General features: G+C 72.5%; 12 protein-coding genes and 1 pseudogene. 10 read left to right on the forward strand and 3 right to left on the reverse strand.

All coding sequences use genetic code 11. From position 1 onward, the window contains the following. Positions 1 to 217 precede the first annotated feature (217 nt). The 3 genes from E1182_RS23175 (at position 218) to E1182_RS23185 (ending at position 3,265) form a co-directional block, all read left to right on the forward strand. Positions 218 to 811 carry a TetR/AcrR family transcriptional regulator gene (locus E1182_RS23175; RefSeq protein ID WP_132268901.1) on the forward strand — a complete coding sequence of 198 codons (594 nt, stop codon included), beginning with the start codon at positions 218 to 220 and terminating at the stop codon, positions 809 to 811. Positions 812 to 934: 123 nt separating this feature from the next. After that, positions 935 to 2,272, forward strand: coding sequence for an acetyl/propionyl/methylcrotonyl-CoA carboxylase subunit alpha (locus E1182_RS23180; protein WP_132268877.1), 1,338 nt, complete (start codon positions 935 to 937; stop codon positions 2,270 to 2,272). Positions 2,273 to 2,353: 81 nt separating this feature from the next. Further along, positions 2,354 to 3,265 carry a hydroxymethylglutaryl-CoA lyase gene (locus E1182_RS23185; protein ID WP_207921490.1) on the forward strand — a complete coding sequence of 304 codons (912 nt, stop codon included), beginning with the start codon at positions 2,354 to 2,356 and terminating at the stop codon, positions 3,263 to 3,265. A 52-nt stretch (positions 3,266 to 3,317) separates the two neighbouring features. Here the strand turns inward: E1182_RS23185 and E1182_RS23190 are convergent, their stop codons facing one another. Beyond that, the gene (locus E1182_RS23190) at positions 3,318 to 3,656 is read right to left on the reverse strand and encodes a rhodanese-like domain-containing protein (RefSeq protein WP_132268882.1); all 339 of its coding nucleotides are present in this window, start codon (positions 3,654 to 3,656) and stop codon (positions 3,318 to 3,320) included. Between the two features lie 35 nt (positions 3,657 to 3,691). Here E1182_RS23190 and E1182_RS23195 point away from each other — a divergent pair, with 35 nt between their 5' ends. From E1182_RS23195 to E1182_RS23210, 4 genes are all read left to right on the forward strand, one after another. Next, entirely contained in the window at positions 3,692 to 4,333 is a 642-nt protein-coding gene (locus E1182_RS23195; RefSeq protein WP_165942696.1) for a TetR/AcrR family transcriptional regulator, read from the forward strand. 117 nt (positions 4,334 to 4,450) lie between these two features. Then, positions 4,451 to 6,019, forward strand: a complete 1,569-nt coding sequence (locus E1182_RS23200) for an acyl-CoA carboxylase subunit beta (RefSeq protein WP_132268884.1) — start codon at positions 4,451 to 4,453, stop codon at positions 6,017 to 6,019. Positions 6,020 to 6,115: 96 nt separating this feature from the next. Next, a complete protein-coding gene (locus tag E1182_RS23205; protein ID WP_132268887.1) occupies positions 6,116 to 7,270 on the forward strand; it encodes an acyl-CoA dehydrogenase family protein in 1,155 nt (384 codons plus the stop codon). A gap of 103 nt (positions 7,271 to 7,373) precedes the next feature. Beyond that, the gene (locus tag E1182_RS23210; protein WP_132268889.1) at positions 7,374 to 9,926 is read left to right on the forward strand and encodes a helix-turn-helix domain-containing protein; all 2,553 of its coding nucleotides are present in this window, start codon (positions 7,374 to 7,376) and stop codon (positions 9,924 to 9,926) included. A gap of 291 nt (positions 9,927 to 10,217) precedes the next feature. On the opposite strand, the gene E1182_RS23215 is transcribed toward E1182_RS23210, so the two are convergent. Next, positions 10,218 to 10,727: a MarR family winged helix-turn-helix transcriptional regulator gene (locus E1182_RS23215; protein WP_132268892.1), complete on the reverse strand. Its 510-nt coding sequence runs from the start codon at positions 10,725 to 10,727 to the stop codon at positions 10,218 to 10,220. A gap of 101 nt (positions 10,728 to 10,828) precedes the next feature. Between E1182_RS23215 and E1182_RS23220 the strand changes: the two genes are divergently transcribed. Then, positions 10,829 to 11,407, forward strand: a complete 579-nt coding sequence (locus tag E1182_RS23220; protein WP_132268895.1) for a YceI family protein — start codon at positions 10,829 to 10,831, stop codon at positions 11,405 to 11,407. Between the two features lie 243 nt (positions 11,408 to 11,650). Further along, positions 11,651 to 13,129, forward strand: coding sequence for a glutamate--cysteine ligase (locus tag E1182_RS23225; RefSeq protein ID WP_132268897.1), 1,479 nt, complete (start codon positions 11,651 to 11,653; stop codon positions 13,127 to 13,129). Positions 13,130 to 13,181: 52 nt separating this feature from the next. Here E1182_RS23225 and E1182_RS23230 read toward each other — a convergent pair whose 3' ends face one another. Continuing rightward, positions 13,182 to 14,318, reverse strand: coding sequence for a hypothetical protein (locus E1182_RS23230; RefSeq protein WP_132268899.1), 1,137 nt, complete (start codon positions 14,316 to 14,318; stop codon positions 13,182 to 13,184). A 112-nt stretch (positions 14,319 to 14,430) separates the two neighbouring features. Here E1182_RS23230 and E1182_RS23235 point away from each other — a divergent pair. Then, positions 14,431 to 14,704 (forward strand): annotated as a pseudogene (locus E1182_RS23235) (penicillin-binding protein); the annotation flags it as partial.

Consider the following 14,704-nt stretch of genomic DNA (forward strand, 5'->3'; position numbering starts at 1 on the left):
CACCTGACCCCCCGGGTCTCCCACCCCGGGGGCGTGCGCTCTCCCTGTTGATCACGAAGTGGGCGGCGGTTGAGGTGATCGGCATCGCCGTCTACTGCATGATCAACGCGGGGTTGGGGTACGAAGGTGGGCCGAGCGATGGGAACCGTGCCCCCGGTGAGGAGGGCAGGCGGTCTAGGCTTGCCCGGTGGCGGTGGAACAGCAGGCGCGGGGTGCGATGAACGGCGTGGTGCGGACGGGTCGTCGGCGGTCCCGCCGGGACGAGATCCTGGAGATCGCGGTCGGCCTCTTCGCCGCACGCGGCTACCACGGCGTATCGATGGACGACATCGGTGCCGCGGCCGGGGTGACGGGGCCGGCCCTGTACCACCACTTCGCCGGCAAGGAGGCGATGCTGGCGGCCGCGCTGATCCCGGTCAGTGAGGGGCTGCTCGACGGTGGCCGGGACCGGGCCGCCGTCCACCCTGGCGACCCGCGGGCCGCACTGGAGTCCCTGATCGACTTCCACGTGGACTTCGCGCTCGCCAATCCCGCGGTCATCGCGCTGCACCTGCACGAACTGGACCGGCTCCCCGACGAGCCGCGTCGCCGCATCCGCCGGCTCCAGCGTCTCTATGTGGAGGAATGGGTGACGGTGCTGACCGCGCTGCACCCCGACCTGCCCGACGGTGAGGCGCGGGTGCTGGCCCACGCCGCGTTCGGTCTGATGAACTCCACCCCGTTCCTCGGGGGCGAGGTGGAGCGCCGACGCCGCGCCGCACTGCTCCGTGGTGCCACCCTGGCCGCTCTCCTCGCCCCGACTCCGGTCTGAGCCGTTCCCGACTCCACCACCGGGGCTGCCCCTGGGTCCGGTGGTCGGGTGCTGACTCGTGAGTAACCGGGCGGTCATGGTTGGCTGGCAGCCGTCGTCACCCCCTGGACGTCGGGAGGAAACATGATCGAGTCGCTGCTCGTCGCCAACCGGGGCGAGATCGCCCGCCGGATCATCCGTACCGCCAGGCGGCTCGGCATCCGTGCGATCGCGGTGCACTCGGAGGCCGATGCCGGCCTGCCGTTCGTCAGCGAGGCCGACGAGGCCGTCTGCGTGGGGCCGGCCAATCCGGCGCAGAGCTACCGGAACGTGGAGGCGATCCTCGCCGCCGCCAAGAGCACCGGCGCGCAGGCCGTCCACCCTGGCTACGGCTTCCTGTCGGAGAACGCCGAGTTCGCCCGTACCGTCGAGGCCAGCGGCCTGATCTGGGTCGGGCCCGGCGCGGACGCGATCAGCGCGATGGGCGACAAGATCAACGCCCGGAACCTGATGGCGGCGGCCGGGGTGCCGGTCGCGCCGGGCACCACGGAACCGGCGGCCGACCTGGCGGCGGCGGTGGCCGCCGCCGGCGAGATCGGCTACCCGGTGATGGTCAAGGCCGCGGCCGGTGGCGGTGGCATGGGCATGGGTGTGGCGAATGACGAGGCCGCGCTGCACATCGAGTACGACAAGGTGCGCTCGTTCGCCGAGCGCATGTTCGGTGACGGCTCGGTGTTGATCGAGCGCTACTTCCCCCGGGTACGCCACGTCGAGGTGCAGATCCTCGGCCTCGCCGACGGCCGGGTGGTGGCCCTGGGCGAGCGGGAGTGCTCGGTGCAGCGCCGTAACCAGAAGCTGGTCGAGGAGTCGCCGTCCCCGGCGGTCTCGCCGGAGCTGCGGGAACGGTTCCTGGCGGCGGCGGTCCGTGCCGGCGAGGCGGTGAACTACCGCAACGCGGGCACGGTGGAGTGCCTGCTCGATCCGACCACCGGAGAGTTCTTCTTCCTGGAGATGAACACCCGCCTCCAGGTGGAGCATCCGGTGACCGAGCTGGTGTACGGCGTGGACCTGGTCGAGGAGCAGCTGCGGGTGGCCGCCGGGCTGGCGCCGACCTTCGACCCGGACGCGCTCGCCCCGCGCGGGCACGCCATCGAGCTGCGCGTCAACGCCGAGGACCCGAAGCGTTTCCTGCCCGGTCCCGGCGTGATCAAGACCTGGGTCGAACCGACCGGCGAGGGTGTCCGGGTGGACTCGGGCTATGTCGAGGGCAACACCGTCACGCCGTTCTACGACAGCTTGATGGCGAAGCTCATCGTGAGTGGCGCCGACCGGGCCGAGGCGATCGAGCGGGCGAAGGCCGCGGTCGCCGCCTTCGAGCTGGCCGGCCCGAAGAACAACCTCCCCTTCTTCGCCGAGCTGCTGGAGAACGACGAGTTCCTCTCCGGCGACTACGACACCGCCATCGTCACCCGCATGCGCTGACGATCCGGTCTCTTTCGGGCGGTGGGATGCTGGGGGAACCAGCATCCCACCGTCACAGTGAGGTGACCCCTAATGGCGGAACTGCCGGACTTCGTCTCCATCCGTGAGGTCGGCCCCCGGGACGGGCTCCAGAACGAGGAGCCCATCCCGACCGAGGCCAAGGTGCGGCTGCTCGACGCCCTGTCCCGCACCGGCGTACGGCGGATCGAGGCGGTGTCGTTCGTGCATCCGAGGGCGATTCCGCAGATGGCCGACGCGGACGAGGTGTGGCGGCGGGCCGCCAAGGCCGAGGGGGTGCGCTACTCGGCCCTGGTGCCGAACACCCGGGGTGCGCAGCGCGCCCTGGCCACCGGGTTCACCGAGATCGAGGTGGTGGTGTCGGCGAGCGACACCCACAACCGGCGCAACGTCAACCGCTGCACGGATGAGTCGCTGGACGACATCGCGGAGCTGATCGACCTGCTGCATGGCGCCGGCGCGCGCGCCGAGGTGATCGTGGCGACCAGCTTCGGCTGTCCGTACGAGGGGGACGTCGACCCGGCCCGGGTGGCCGGCATCGTCGACCGGGTGGTGCGCGACGGCGCCGACCGGGTGGCGTTCGGCGACACCACCGGCATGGGTACGCCCCGCCGGGTCCGCGAACTCCTCACCGCCGTACGCGAGCGCAACGCCCACGTCCCGGTGCTGCTGCACTTCCACAACACCCGGGGCACCGCGCTGGCGAACCTGCTCACCGCCCTGGAACTCGGCGTCACCGAGTTCGACGCCAGCGTGGGCGGCCTGGGCGGCTGCCCGTACGCCCCGGGCGCCAGCGGCAACCTGGCCACCGAGGAGGCGGTGCACATGTTGCACGACATGGGCATCGACACCGGCATCGACCTGGACGCGCTGATCGAGGCGGCGGAACTGGCCGAGGAGTTGACCGGCAAGCGCCTGCCCTCCGGCGTCCTGCGCGCCGGCCCCCGTACCCGCCTCACGCCGCTCCCGGCCTGAGTCACCCGGTGCTGGGGGTACGCCGGCTTCGGCGTGCCCCCAGCCTCGTGGTTCAGCGGGTCAGCGCGCCCGACTCGGTCGGCAGGCCGGCCGCCACCCAGTCCTCGATGCCCTCGGCGTACTTGCGCACGTTGGTGTAGCCGAGGGCGGTGAGCCGGTCGGCGACCCGGCCGCTGTTCGGGCAGGAGGGGTTGGAGCAGTAGGTGACGATCGCGGCTTGCCGGTCCGGCAGCAGTTCCGCGGCGCGTGCGGACACGTCGGCCTCGATCAGGGGGACGGCTCCCGGCAGGTGCTGCCGGGCGTAGTAGTCGCCGCCGAGGGCGTCGACGACGGTGACGGTGCCGGCATTGATGGCGGCGCGCAACTCGTCACGGGCGATCAGGCTGGACATGGTGACCTCCGAAGTAGGTGGACTATAGTCCGGTTATGCCTCGGAACGTTAGCGGACCGCAGTCCGCTTACGCCACTTCTCCCGCCGAACTGCTGGAGTTGCGTACGTCACCGCCCAGGGAGCGGGCTGATGCCGCGCGCAATCGGGCGGCCGTGTTGGAGGCGGCCGCCGTCCTCTTTCGGGAACGCGGCGTGGAGGCCGTCTCGATGGACGCGGTGGCTGCCGCCGCGGGGGTGGGCAAGGGAACACTGTTCCGCCGGTTCGGCGACAAGGCGGGCCTGGCCACCGCGCTACTCGACGAGCAGGAGCGGGATCTCCAGGAGGCGATCCTGTTCGGCCCGGCTCCGCTGGGTCCCGGGCCGTCCGGGACCGCGGTGACCTCCCAGGAGCGGCTCCGTGCCTTCGTCGAGGCATACCTGGACCACCTGCTCGGCCACCTGGACCTGGTGCGGGTGTCGGAGACCGCCGCCCCCGGAGCGCGGTACCGGATTGGGGCGTACCGGTTCTGGCGCCGGCATGTCGCTCTGCTGCTGGCCGGCCGCGCCGACCCGGTGGCCGACGCTCACCTGCTGCTCGCTGCGTTGGCTGCCGAGCACGTGGCCGCCGTCCGGGTCGAACTCGGCGACGAGCGGCTGCGCGGGAGTCTGCGCGGACTGGTCGACGCCCTCACGTCGTGAGTCGCGGTGCAGAGCCTCGGCGGGTCGCCGCGGGGGGAGCCGATGCGCTAGCCTAACGATCGTTCAGGTCGGGTCGTCCGTTCACGAGGCGGGCGGCGCAGGGGCGAGGGAGTCGGCGTGACGCTCGACGGTGAGGCACTGGAGCAACTACGCAAGCGCGCCCGGGCCGGCGGTGCGGACAAGTACCACGCGGCGAACGCCGCCAGGGGCAAACTCTTCGCCCGCGAGCGGGTCGCCCTGCTGGTGGACGAGGGCTCGTTCGTCGAGGATGGCCTGTTCGCCAACGCCTGCGGCGGCAGACCGGTTGGCGCGGCGGCCAGCACGACTGCTGACGGCCTGCCGGCCGACGGCGTGGTCACCGGCACCGCCACCATCGACGGCCGGCCGGTCTGCCTGATGGCGAACGACTCGACGGTGAAGGCCGGCAGTTGGGGGGCGCGTACCGTCGAGAAGATCATCCGGATCATCGAGCGGGCGTACACGACCGCCGTCCCGATGGTCTACCTGGTCGACTCGGCCGGTGCCCGGATCACCGACCAGGTCGAGCTCTTCCCGGGCCGACGCGGCGCCGGCAGGATTTTCTGGAATCAGGTTCGCGCCTCCGGATCGATCCCGCAGGTCTGCGCGCTGTTCGGGCCGAGCGCGGCGGGCGGGGCGTACATCCCGGCGTTCTGCGACGTGGTGGCCATGGTGGACGGCAACGCCAGCATGTACCTCGGCTCGGACCGGATGGTCGAGATGGTCACCGGCGAGAAGACCACGCTGGAGGCGATGGGCGGGGCGAAGGTGCACTGCACCGAGTCCGGCGTCGGGCACTTCCTCTGCAAGACCGAGGCCGAGGCGCTCGACGTGGTGAAGCGCTACCTGTCGTACCTGCCGGCGAACTGGACGCAGGCACCGCCGGCCGTCGAGCCGGTGGCGGCGCCGACCACGGTCGACCTGGCCGCCCTGGTGCCGGCCAGCGAACGGCAGGCGTTCGACATGCGCCGGTACGCCAGGGGCCTGCTCGACGAGGGCAGCTTCTTCGAGATCCAGGCGCTCTGGGCCAAGGAGCTGACCATCGGCTTCGGCCGGCTGGGCGGCGAGGTCGTCGGGGTGGTCGGCAACAACTCGATGTTCAAGGGTGGGGTGCTCTTCGTCGACTCGGCCGACAAGGCGACCCGGTTCGTGCAGCTCTGCGACGCGTTCAACGTGCCGCTGCTGTTCCTGTCCGACGTGCCCGGGTTCATGGTCGGCAGCGCGGTGGAGAGGCAGGGCATCATCCGGCATGGCGCCAAGATGATCACCGCGATCTCGGAGGCGACCGTCCCCAAGATCTGTGTGGTGGTGCGCAAGGCGTACGGCGCGGGCCTCTACGCGATGGCCGGCCCGGGCTTCGAACCGGACGCGACGATCGCGCTGCCCACCGCGAAGATCGCGGTGATGGGCGCGGAGGCCGCGGTCAACGCCGTCTACGCCAACAAGATCGCGGCGATTCCCGACGAGGCCGAGCGCGCCGCGTTCGTCGCCGCCCGGCGCGAGGAGTACGAGCGGGACATCGACATCGTCCGGCTCGCCAGCGAGCTGGTGGTCGACGCGATCGTCGAGCCGCACGAACTCCGCGCCGAACTGCTGCGCCGCTTCGCCGCCGCCCGCACCAAGGACCGGCACTTCTCGCGCCGCCGGCACGGCGTCACCCCGGTCTGACCGGCCCACCCGCCACGGTCCCGGCACGACCCGGACCGGCACCAGCCCGTCCCGGCGTCACGAGCGCCCGGCGGCCCGTCCACACAGGAGGATCAGATGGACTTCCGGCTCAGCGAGGAACACGAGGCGCTGCGGTCCAGCGTGCGGGAGTTCGCCCGTGAGGTGGTCGCCCCGGTCATCGGCGAGCACTACGAGAAGCACACCTTCCCGTACGAGATCATCCGGCAGATGGGCAAGATGGGCCTGTTCGGCCTGCCCTTCGGCGAGGAGTACGGCGGCATGGGCGGCGACTACTTCGCGCTCTGCCTGGCCCTGGAGGAGTTGGCCCGGATCGATTCCAGCGTGGCCATCACCCTGGAGGCGGCGGTCTCCCTCGGCGCGATGCCGATCTACCGGTTCGGTACTCCGGAGCAGCGGGCGCAGTGGCTGCCGAGGCTGCTCGGCGGCGAGGCGCTCGCCGGCTTCGGCCTGACCGAGCCGGGCACCGGCTCGGACGCCGGCGGCACCCAGACCCGCGCGGTGCTCGACGAGGCCACGAACGAGTGGGTGATCAACGGCTCCAAGGCGTTCATCACCAACTCGGGTACGGAGATCACCGCCCTGGTCACCGTCATGGCCGTGACCGGTACCCGGCCCGACGGGTCCAAGGAGCTGTCCACCATCATCGTCCCGAGCGGGACGCCGGGCTTCACGGTCGCGCCGGGGTACTCGAAGGTCGGCTGGACCGCGTCGGACACCCACGAGCTGACCTTCGACGACTGCCGGGTCCCGGCGGCGAACCTGCTCGGCGAGCGGGGGCGCGGGTTCGCCCAGTTCCTGCGGATCCTCGACGAGGGCCGGATCGCGATCGCCGCGCTCGCCGTCGGTCTGGCCCAGGGCTGCGTCGACGAGTCGATCAGGTACGCGCAGCAACGCCAGGCGTTCGGCCAGCCGATCGGCAGTTACCAGGCGATCCAGTTCAAGATCGCCGACATGGAGGTGAAGGCGCACACCGCGCGGCTGGCGTACTACGACGCGGCGGCGCGGATGCTCGCCGGCGAGCCGTTCAAGCGGCAGGCCGCGATCGCGAAACTGCACGCCAGCACCGTCGCCGTCGACAACGCCCGCGAGGCGACCCAGATCCACGGCGGCTACGGCTTCATGAACGAGTACCCGGTGGCCCGGTTCTGGCGGGACGCCAAGATTCTGGAGATCGGCGAGGGTACCTCCGAGGTGCAGCGGATGATCATCGCTCGCGACCTCGGAGTCTGATCGCCTTCGGGTCCGCCCGGCAAGAACTCTGTCAGGTTCCGGGACGTCGGGCATACGACGTACCGGTGTCGACCGTCGTATCCCATCCGTACCCTTCCTGCCCATGACCCCGGCTCATGATCACCTGTCGGGCCCGGATGATGGTCGCCCCCCGCTCGGGGAGTTGCTGCGGGGGCACCGCCTGGCCGCCGGTCTCACCCAGGCCGAGCTGGCGGAGCGGGCCGGGCTCGGGGTGCGGACGGTGCGGGACCTGGAGCGCGGCCGGGCCAGCCGGCCACAGCGCAGCACGGTCGAACTTCTCGCCGACGCGCTCGGCCTCACCGGCGGGGTCCGCGCCGCCTTTCTCTCCGCCGCCCGGCGGCGGACCGTCGAGCGGGCCGCCGCCGGGGGCGGGGAAGTGGGCGCAACCGCGGTTGCCGCGTCGGCTCCCGCATCCGGTACGCCGTTCGCGCTGCCGCCTCCGGTCGAGCTGGTCGGCCGGGAGCGGGACCGCGCCGATCTGGTCGCCCTGCTCACCACCGACGGGGGACCGCCGGTGGTGAGCCTGGTCGGGCTGGCCGGGGTGGGCAAGACGGCACTGGCCCTGGCGGTGGCGCACGAGGTGGTCGACGCGCATCCGGGCGGGGTCGCCGGGGTGCTGGTCGGTGAGAGTTCGGACGCCGCCGACATGCTCGCCACGGTCAGCGCGGTTCTGGGCGCGTCCCGGCTGGCCGATCTCGCCGCCCGGCTCCGCGGCCGCCCGGCGTTGCTGCTGGTGGACGCGGTGGAGCGGGCACCAGGCCCGGTCGCCGAGGCGTTGCGGCAACTCACCGACGTGGTGCCCACGCTGCGGGTGCTGGTCACCGGGCGGCATCCGGTGGGCGTTCCGGGAGAGCTGGTCCGACCGGTCGCCCCGCTGGACGTACCACCGCCGGACGTGGACGACGCCGTCGAGCTGGCCCGGTACCCGGCGGCGGCGCTCTTCACCGCCCGCCTCGCCCGGGTCCGCCGGGAACCGCCCGACCAGCGGGAACTGCCGGCCCTCGCCGCGCTGGTGCGCCGGCTCGGCGGCCTGCCGCTCGCCATCGAGCTGATGGCCGCCAGGGGGCGGATCCTGGACCTCGACGAACTGCTCGACCGGTACGGCAATCGGGTGCTCGACCTGGCCGCCGCCGACCCGGGCCGGCGCGGCTGGGAACCGGCCGGGACGGCCGTGCGGGCCGCCGCGCCGGTGACCCTGCGGGAGGCGGTGGCCACCAGTTACCGCCTGCTCGCCGGGCACGAACGGGCGGCGTTGCGCCGGCTCGCCGTTTTCGCCAACCGGTGGTCGGTGGAGTTGGCCGAGGAACTGCTGGCCGACGAGATCGGCTGGGCTGTCGACCCTGTTCCGCTGCTGGACCGGCTGGTGCAGCTCGGTCTGGTCAGCGTCCGGGGCACCGGGGCATTCCGGTTCCGGCTGCTCGACGCGGTCCGGGACTTCGCCCTGGAACGGGTGGCCGGGCGCGGTGAACTGACCGCGATCCGCCGCCGGCACGCGCTGGTCGTCACCCGGCTGGTGGCCCGCACCGCACCCGATCTGGCCGGCCCGGAGTTGTCCCGTGCGGTGCGCCTGCTCGACGAGGTGACCAGCGACATCGGCACCGCCCTGGCACACGCGGCCACCGACGACCCGCACACCGCGCTGCGGCTGGCGGCGGCGCTGCCCCGCTGGTGGCGGCTGCGCGGGCGGGACGTCACCGGGCGCCAGTGGCTGCGGCGGCTGCTGGCGGACCCGCGTACCGCCGATGCCGACCCGATGGTGCGGGCGTGGGCGCTGCTCGGGGTGGCCCGGCTGGCGGTCGAGCACGGCGCGGGGGCGGCGGAGTTGGCCGCGGTCCGCTCGGCGCTCGACGTGTTCGCGGCGCGCGGCGACGTCACCGGCGAGTTGGAGGCGCGGAGCGTGCTCTGTGCGTTGCTCGTCGCCACCGGCGGGCACGACGAGGCGCGGGAGCAGGCGCGGGCGATGCTGGTCGTGGCGACCCGGCACGACCGGCTCCGGAACATTGCGGTCGCCCAGTATCACCTCACCTGGCACGAGATCCGCCTGGGCAACCTGGCCGGCGCCCGCCGACGGTTGGCCACGGTCGACCGGTTGGCCGCGCAGTGCGGCGAGCGGCGACTGCGTCTGCTGGCGCGGGCCAGCCTCGTCGAGGTGGCCCGTTACCAGGGCCGGTACGCCGAGGCGGTCGAGCGGGGCCGGAGAACGGTGGGAGCGCTGGCCGAGCTGGGTGATCCCGGACACCGCCGCCGGGCGCTGGGCACGGTGGGGCTGGCGCTGGCCCAGGACGGTCGGCTGGACGAGGCCGCCGAGGTGCTCACCGAGCTGCGGACGGGCACGGATCAGGGGCGGCCGGAGGAGGGGATCTGTGCCCTGATCGAGGGGATTGTGGCGCTGCGGCGGGGCGACCGGGAGTTGGCGGCGGAGTGGTTCGGCGTCGCGGCCGGGGCCGGTGCCGCCGGGCAGGATCGGCGGGACGTGGTCGAGGCGCTGGTCGGGTTGGTGGCCAGTACCGGAGACCCGGGGGCGCGGGAGCGTCTGGACCGGGCCTGTCGACAGAGCGGAATCCGACTCCTGCCGCAGGAGTGGGAGCTGTTGCGCGACCACGGCCGGTCGAGCGACGCCGGCGAGGACGACTGAGAGGTCGGTCGGTGACCGGGGGAGGCTACCCGTAGGTCGGCGTGGTGGGCACGGCTCCGGACATACAGACGTTGGCTGGGCTGTGCCGATGTTTCGGCCTGCCGATGTGGAGGGAGGCGCGAGCGAAGAAGCCCCCTGGTGATGCCCTCGCTCAATCGCTCGCGCCCAGCACCCCCCGGTGCTTCCCCGCGCGAAAGGTAGGCTATCGAGACCGACTGCCCGATATGCCGTTCTTCCCGGGGTTGTCCCGGGCGGCGCGCCGGTTCTGCCGGTGGTTCTGCCGGTTGCGTCTCAGTCGCCCGGATCGACCTTCTTCTCCATCCAGGCGGGAACGGCGCTACCGGCCGTGGCGCCGGGGTGCACGGCGTCGCGTACCCGGCGCAGGCCGTCGAGCATCGCGGCGAGGGCCTCCGGTTCGAGTTGGCCGGTGAACCACTCCTCGATGATCCGCAGGTGGCCGGGCAGGGTCTCGTGCAGTCGCGTGAGGCCGGAGGTGGTGACCACGGCGTACGAGCTGCGCCGGTCCGCCGGGCAAGCCCGGCGGTAGAGCAGCCTGTCGCGTTCCATCCGGTCCACCACCCGGGTGACGCCACTGGTGGACAGGGAGGTCTGGGCCGCGAGATCGGTCATCCGCAGCTGGTGCCCCGGTGAACGGGCGAGCCGCATCAGCACCTCGAACTCGACGGGGGAGAGGCCGTGCTCCTCGAACTGCGCGGCGAACCGGGCCGACAGCCCGGCATGCGTCTCGTAGAGCAGGCCGATGGCGGTGATCCGGGGGTCGTCGAACACGTTCTGGTCCACCCGGCCATCCTAGCAGTGCTTGACATGGGGAATATTGCTGCCTCTATAGTTGCTGAGTCAGCCGTTGGGCTACTAAACAAAATCCCCTGGAGGGCAGCTTCATGACCAGCACCGAGTCGGTTACCCGCGACTGGGAAGGCCTGACCATCCCCGCCCCCGGCACCTACCTGCTCGACGCCGCGCACAAGCGGGTCGGCTTCGTCGCCCGCCACATGATGGTCAGCAAGGTACGCGGCGAGTTCACCGACGCCGTCGCCACCATCACCATCGCCGACGATCCCCTGCAGTCCTCGGTCACCGCCACCATCCAGGCGGCGAGCATCGACACCAAGCAGGCCGACCGGGACGGGCACCTGCGCAGCCCCGAGTTTCTCGACGCCGAGACGTTTCCGACGCTGGAGTACCGCAGCACCGGCGTGAAGTCCCGGGACGGCAACGAGTTCGTGCTGCTCGGTGAGCTGACCATCAAGGGCGTCACCAGGCAGGTCGAGCTGGAAGTCGAGTTCGAGGGCGTCGGCCACACCCCGTTCGGCACCGACGTGTTCGGCTTCACCGCCAGCACGGAGATCGACCGGGAGGACTTCGGCCTCACCTGGAACGTGGCGCTGGAGACCGGTGGCGTGCTGGTCGGCAAGAAGATCAAGATTGAGATCGAGGGCGAGGCCGTTCGCCAGGCCTGAGCATCCTCCGCGGCACGGCCCCCGCTCCCTCGCCGGAGTGGGGGCCGTGCCGCGTCCGGGGTGCGGATTGTCACTGCCGGCGAAGGGCTCCGGGGGCGCTGCGGTTCACCGCCGCGGGGTACGGGATGGGCGCACGCGCGTACGTCGTCGGGCTCTGGTCCTGACGCGAAAGCGCTCTTACGGTTGGTTCACCAACGCGCGGCGGGACGGCACGGTCCCGCGCGCCTCGCGCCAGGAGGGCAGATGGGCAGAGACGTCGAGCAGGACGCCTTCTCCCGGGAGGACCGGGTCCGCTACCGGCAGAAGGTCCGGCGCTGCCTGGACGTCTTCGCGCTGATGTTGGACGACTTCGGCTTCGACGCGGACCGACCGATGACCGGCCTGGAGATCGAACTCAACCTGATGGACCCGGTCGCCGAGCCGGCGATGCGCAACGAGGAAATCCTGGCCGCCATCGCCGACCCGCTCTTCCAGACCGAGTTGGGGCGGTTCAACCTGGAGTTGAACGCCAACCCCCGGTTGATCGAAGGCACCGGCTTCGCCGACTACGAGCAGGATCTGCGCAGCAGCCTCGCCCGCGCCGACGAGCGCGCGGCGAAGTCCAACGCCCGGATCGTCCTGGTCGGCATCCTGCCCACCCTCACCGAGCGGCACCTGGTGGCCGACAACCTCTCCACCAACGAGCGCTACCGGGTGCTCAACGACCAGATCGTCGGTGCCCGTGGCGAGGACCTCGAACTGGACATCCGGGGTGTGGAACGGCTCCAGACCCACACCGACTCGATCGCGCCGGAGGCGGCCTGCACCAGCCTCCAGCTCCACCTACAGGTCGCGCCGGACAGCTTCGCCGACTACTGGAACGCCTCGCAGGCCATCGCGGGCGTCCAGGTCGCGGTCGGCGCCAACTCCCCCTTCCTGTACGGGCGACAGCTCTGGGCGGAGACCCGGATCGCGCTGTTCGCGCAGGCCACCGACACCCGCCCGGACGAGCTGAAGGCCCAGGGCGTACGCCCCCGGGTATGGTTCGGGGAGCGGTGGATCACCTCGATCTTCGACCTGTTCGAGGAGAACGTCCGGTACTTCCCACCGCTGCTGCCGATCTGCGAGGACGAGGATCCGGTCGAGGTTCTGCACGCCGGCGGCGTACCGCAACTGGCGGAGCTGCGCCTGCACAACGGCACCGTCTACCGCTGGAACCGGCCGGTCTACGACATCATGAACGGCCGCCCGCACCTGCGGGTGGAGAACCGGGTGCTGCCCGCCGGACCGACGGTGATCGACATGCTGGCCAACGCGGCCTTCTACTTCGGACTGGCGCGCGGGCTCGCCGAAGCCGACCGTCCCATCTGGAGCCAGCTCACCTTCAGCTCCGCCGAGGAGAACTTCCACGCCGCCGCGCGCCGGGGCATGGACGCGGTGCTGCACTGGCCCCGGCTCGGCGACGTACCGGTCACCAAGCTGGTGCTGGACACCCTGCTGCCGACGGCGGCCACGGGCCTGGACCGGTTCGGTGTCGCCCCGGCCGAACGGGACCGGCTGCTCGGCATCATCGAGCAGCGCTGCCGTACCGGCCGCAACGGCGCGGTGTGGCAGACCGAGACGGTCTGGGCGGCCGAACGGCACCGCGACATGGACCGGGACGCGGCCCTGCGCCACATGGCCCGCTGCTACGCCGACCTACAGCGCAGCAACCAGCCGGTGCACACCTGGCCGGTGGGCTGACCCGCCTCCGGTCCGTGCCGGACGATCCGAGGAGGACGGCAGGCCGGGCCGGTCAACGAGACCCGCCCGGCGTCGGGTCGGCCGGAAGGGCTCCGCCGGGCACCGGGCCGGCCTCGACGGTTGCGTCCGGCGGCGGGTCGGTCGGGTCGGTCCGGCCCGGCTCCCGGTCGGGCGCGGTGCCCCCGTTCGTCGCCGGGTCGGGCGGGAGCGGCGCGGTGGTCTGCCCGCCGGTCGTCGTCCGGTCGCCGACCGGCGGCAGCGGCGGCGTGCCGGGCCGCTGCCGCGGTGCGGCGACCTGCTGCCGGGCGGCGGTGCGCCGCTGGGCGAGCGCGGCCACCAGCACTGACCCGGCGGCACCGACCACGACCGCGTACGGGGCCACGAGGTGCGCCGACACCTGCGCCGGAGTGACGGTGGCGAGCCTCGGCACGGCCAGCAGGTAGGCCAGCGCGACGAGGAGCGGCCCGGCCGCGCCGGAGATCGCCGCACCGAGCCGGCGCTCCGCCACCCGGGCGGCCCGCCGGGCGGCCAACCCGCCGATCAACAGCGCCGATCCGGTGGCGAGCAGCACACCCGGCCAGTAGACGTAGTCGCGCAGCCAGAAGCCCGGCCGGTCGGCGCTGATCTGCCAGATGCCGAGCTGGGCGGTGTTCAGCCCGCGCCCGGCGAGGACCCCATCCACCACCGACACCACGGCGAGCAGCCAGAGCCAGCCCACCGTGGCGATCACGTTGGTCGCGGCGGCCCGGACGGAGAGCGCCCAGTACGCGGCCAGCAGGCCCAGCAGTACGCCGACGGCCGCGTGCCCGGCCGCGATGGTCGGCGGCGACGAGATCTGCGGTGCGGTGGCGTCCCGGGCGGGCACGGCCACCAGCAGTACGGTGAGCGAGGCGCCCACCGCGCCGCCGACCGCCAGCACCGCCCGGCGCGGCGCGCCGTCGGGCGGCGGAGCGTCGCTGCCGGGTCCGTGGAGTCGCTGTGCGCAGACCGCGCCGAGCACGGTCGAGACGGCCGCGATCCAGGTGGCCCACGCCAGGCTCGCGAACCAGGCCGGTGCGGTACGCCCGGCGTCGACCGGTGCCCAGTCGATGATGCCCAGCCCGTAGGCGAAGCCCAGCTGTGCCGCACCCACACCGGCGGCGACGCCGATCGCGGTGGCGGTTGATCCTCCCCAGCGTCGTCGGGCCATGTCGGGGAGCGTAACGTCCCCTGATCGGCCCGGCGAGTCGTGGCGGTGCCCGCCACGTGTGGTGACGGCTGGGCGGCAACCGGTACGGTCGCGGTGACGAGGCGGGAGCGCGATGAGCGACGAACACACCCTTCCGGATGATCCGGCGCCCCGGCAGCCGGGCCGGGGCACCCTGCTGCTGGGCGGGAGCCTGGCTCTCGTCCTGCTCGCCGCCGTTGGGGCGACCGCCGGCTGGCTGCTGGCCGGGCCCGCCGAACCGTCCCCGGCCGGGTCGTCGCAGGCGGCACCGCCCAGCGCTTCCGCCACGCCGGTGACCGAGGCGGCCCCGACCCGGCCCCCTGCCGACCGGCCGACCACTCCGCGCACCAGCGCGCCCGCCTCCCGCC

This window comes from Micromonospora sp. KC721, assembly GCF_004348355.1.
Taxonomy (GTDB): domain Bacteria; phylum Actinomycetota; class Actinomycetes; order Mycobacteriales; family Micromonosporaceae; genus Micromonospora.

Bases quoted from the DNA above. Each gene is read 5' to 3' on its own strand.
- E1182_RS23175 (WP_132268901.1), top strand. From the start codon at position 218: ATGAACGGCGTGGTGCGGACGGGTCGTCGGCGGTCCCGCCGGGACGAG.
- E1182_RS23180 (WP_132268877.1), top strand. From the start codon at position 935: ATGATCGAGTCGCTGCTCGTCGCCAACCGGGGCGAGATCGCCCGCCGG.
- E1182_RS23190 (WP_132268882.1), bottom strand. From the start codon at position 3,656: ATGTCCAGCCTGATCGCCCGTGACGAGTTGCGCGCCGCCATCAATGCC.
- E1182_RS23195 (WP_165942696.1), top strand. From the start codon at position 3,692: ATGCCTCGGAACGTTAGCGGACCGCAGTCCGCTTACGCCACTTCTCCC.
- E1182_RS23205 (WP_132268887.1), top strand. From the start codon at position 6,116: ATGGACTTCCGGCTCAGCGAGGAACACGAGGCGCTGCGGTCCAGCGTG.
- E1182_RS23210 (WP_132268889.1), top strand. From the start codon at position 7,374: ATGACCCCGGCTCATGATCACCTGTCGGGCCCGGATGATGGTCGCCCC.
- E1182_RS23220 (WP_132268895.1), top strand. From the start codon at position 10,829: ATGACCAGCACCGAGTCGGTTACCCGCGACTGGGAAGGCCTGACCATC.
- E1182_RS23225 (WP_132268897.1), top strand. From the start codon at position 11,651: ATGGGCAGAGACGTCGAGCAGGACGCCTTCTCCCGGGAGGACCGGGTC.
- E1182_RS23230 (WP_132268899.1), bottom strand. From the start codon at position 14,318: ATGGCCCGACGACGCTGGGGAGGATCAACCGCCACCGCGATCGGCGTC.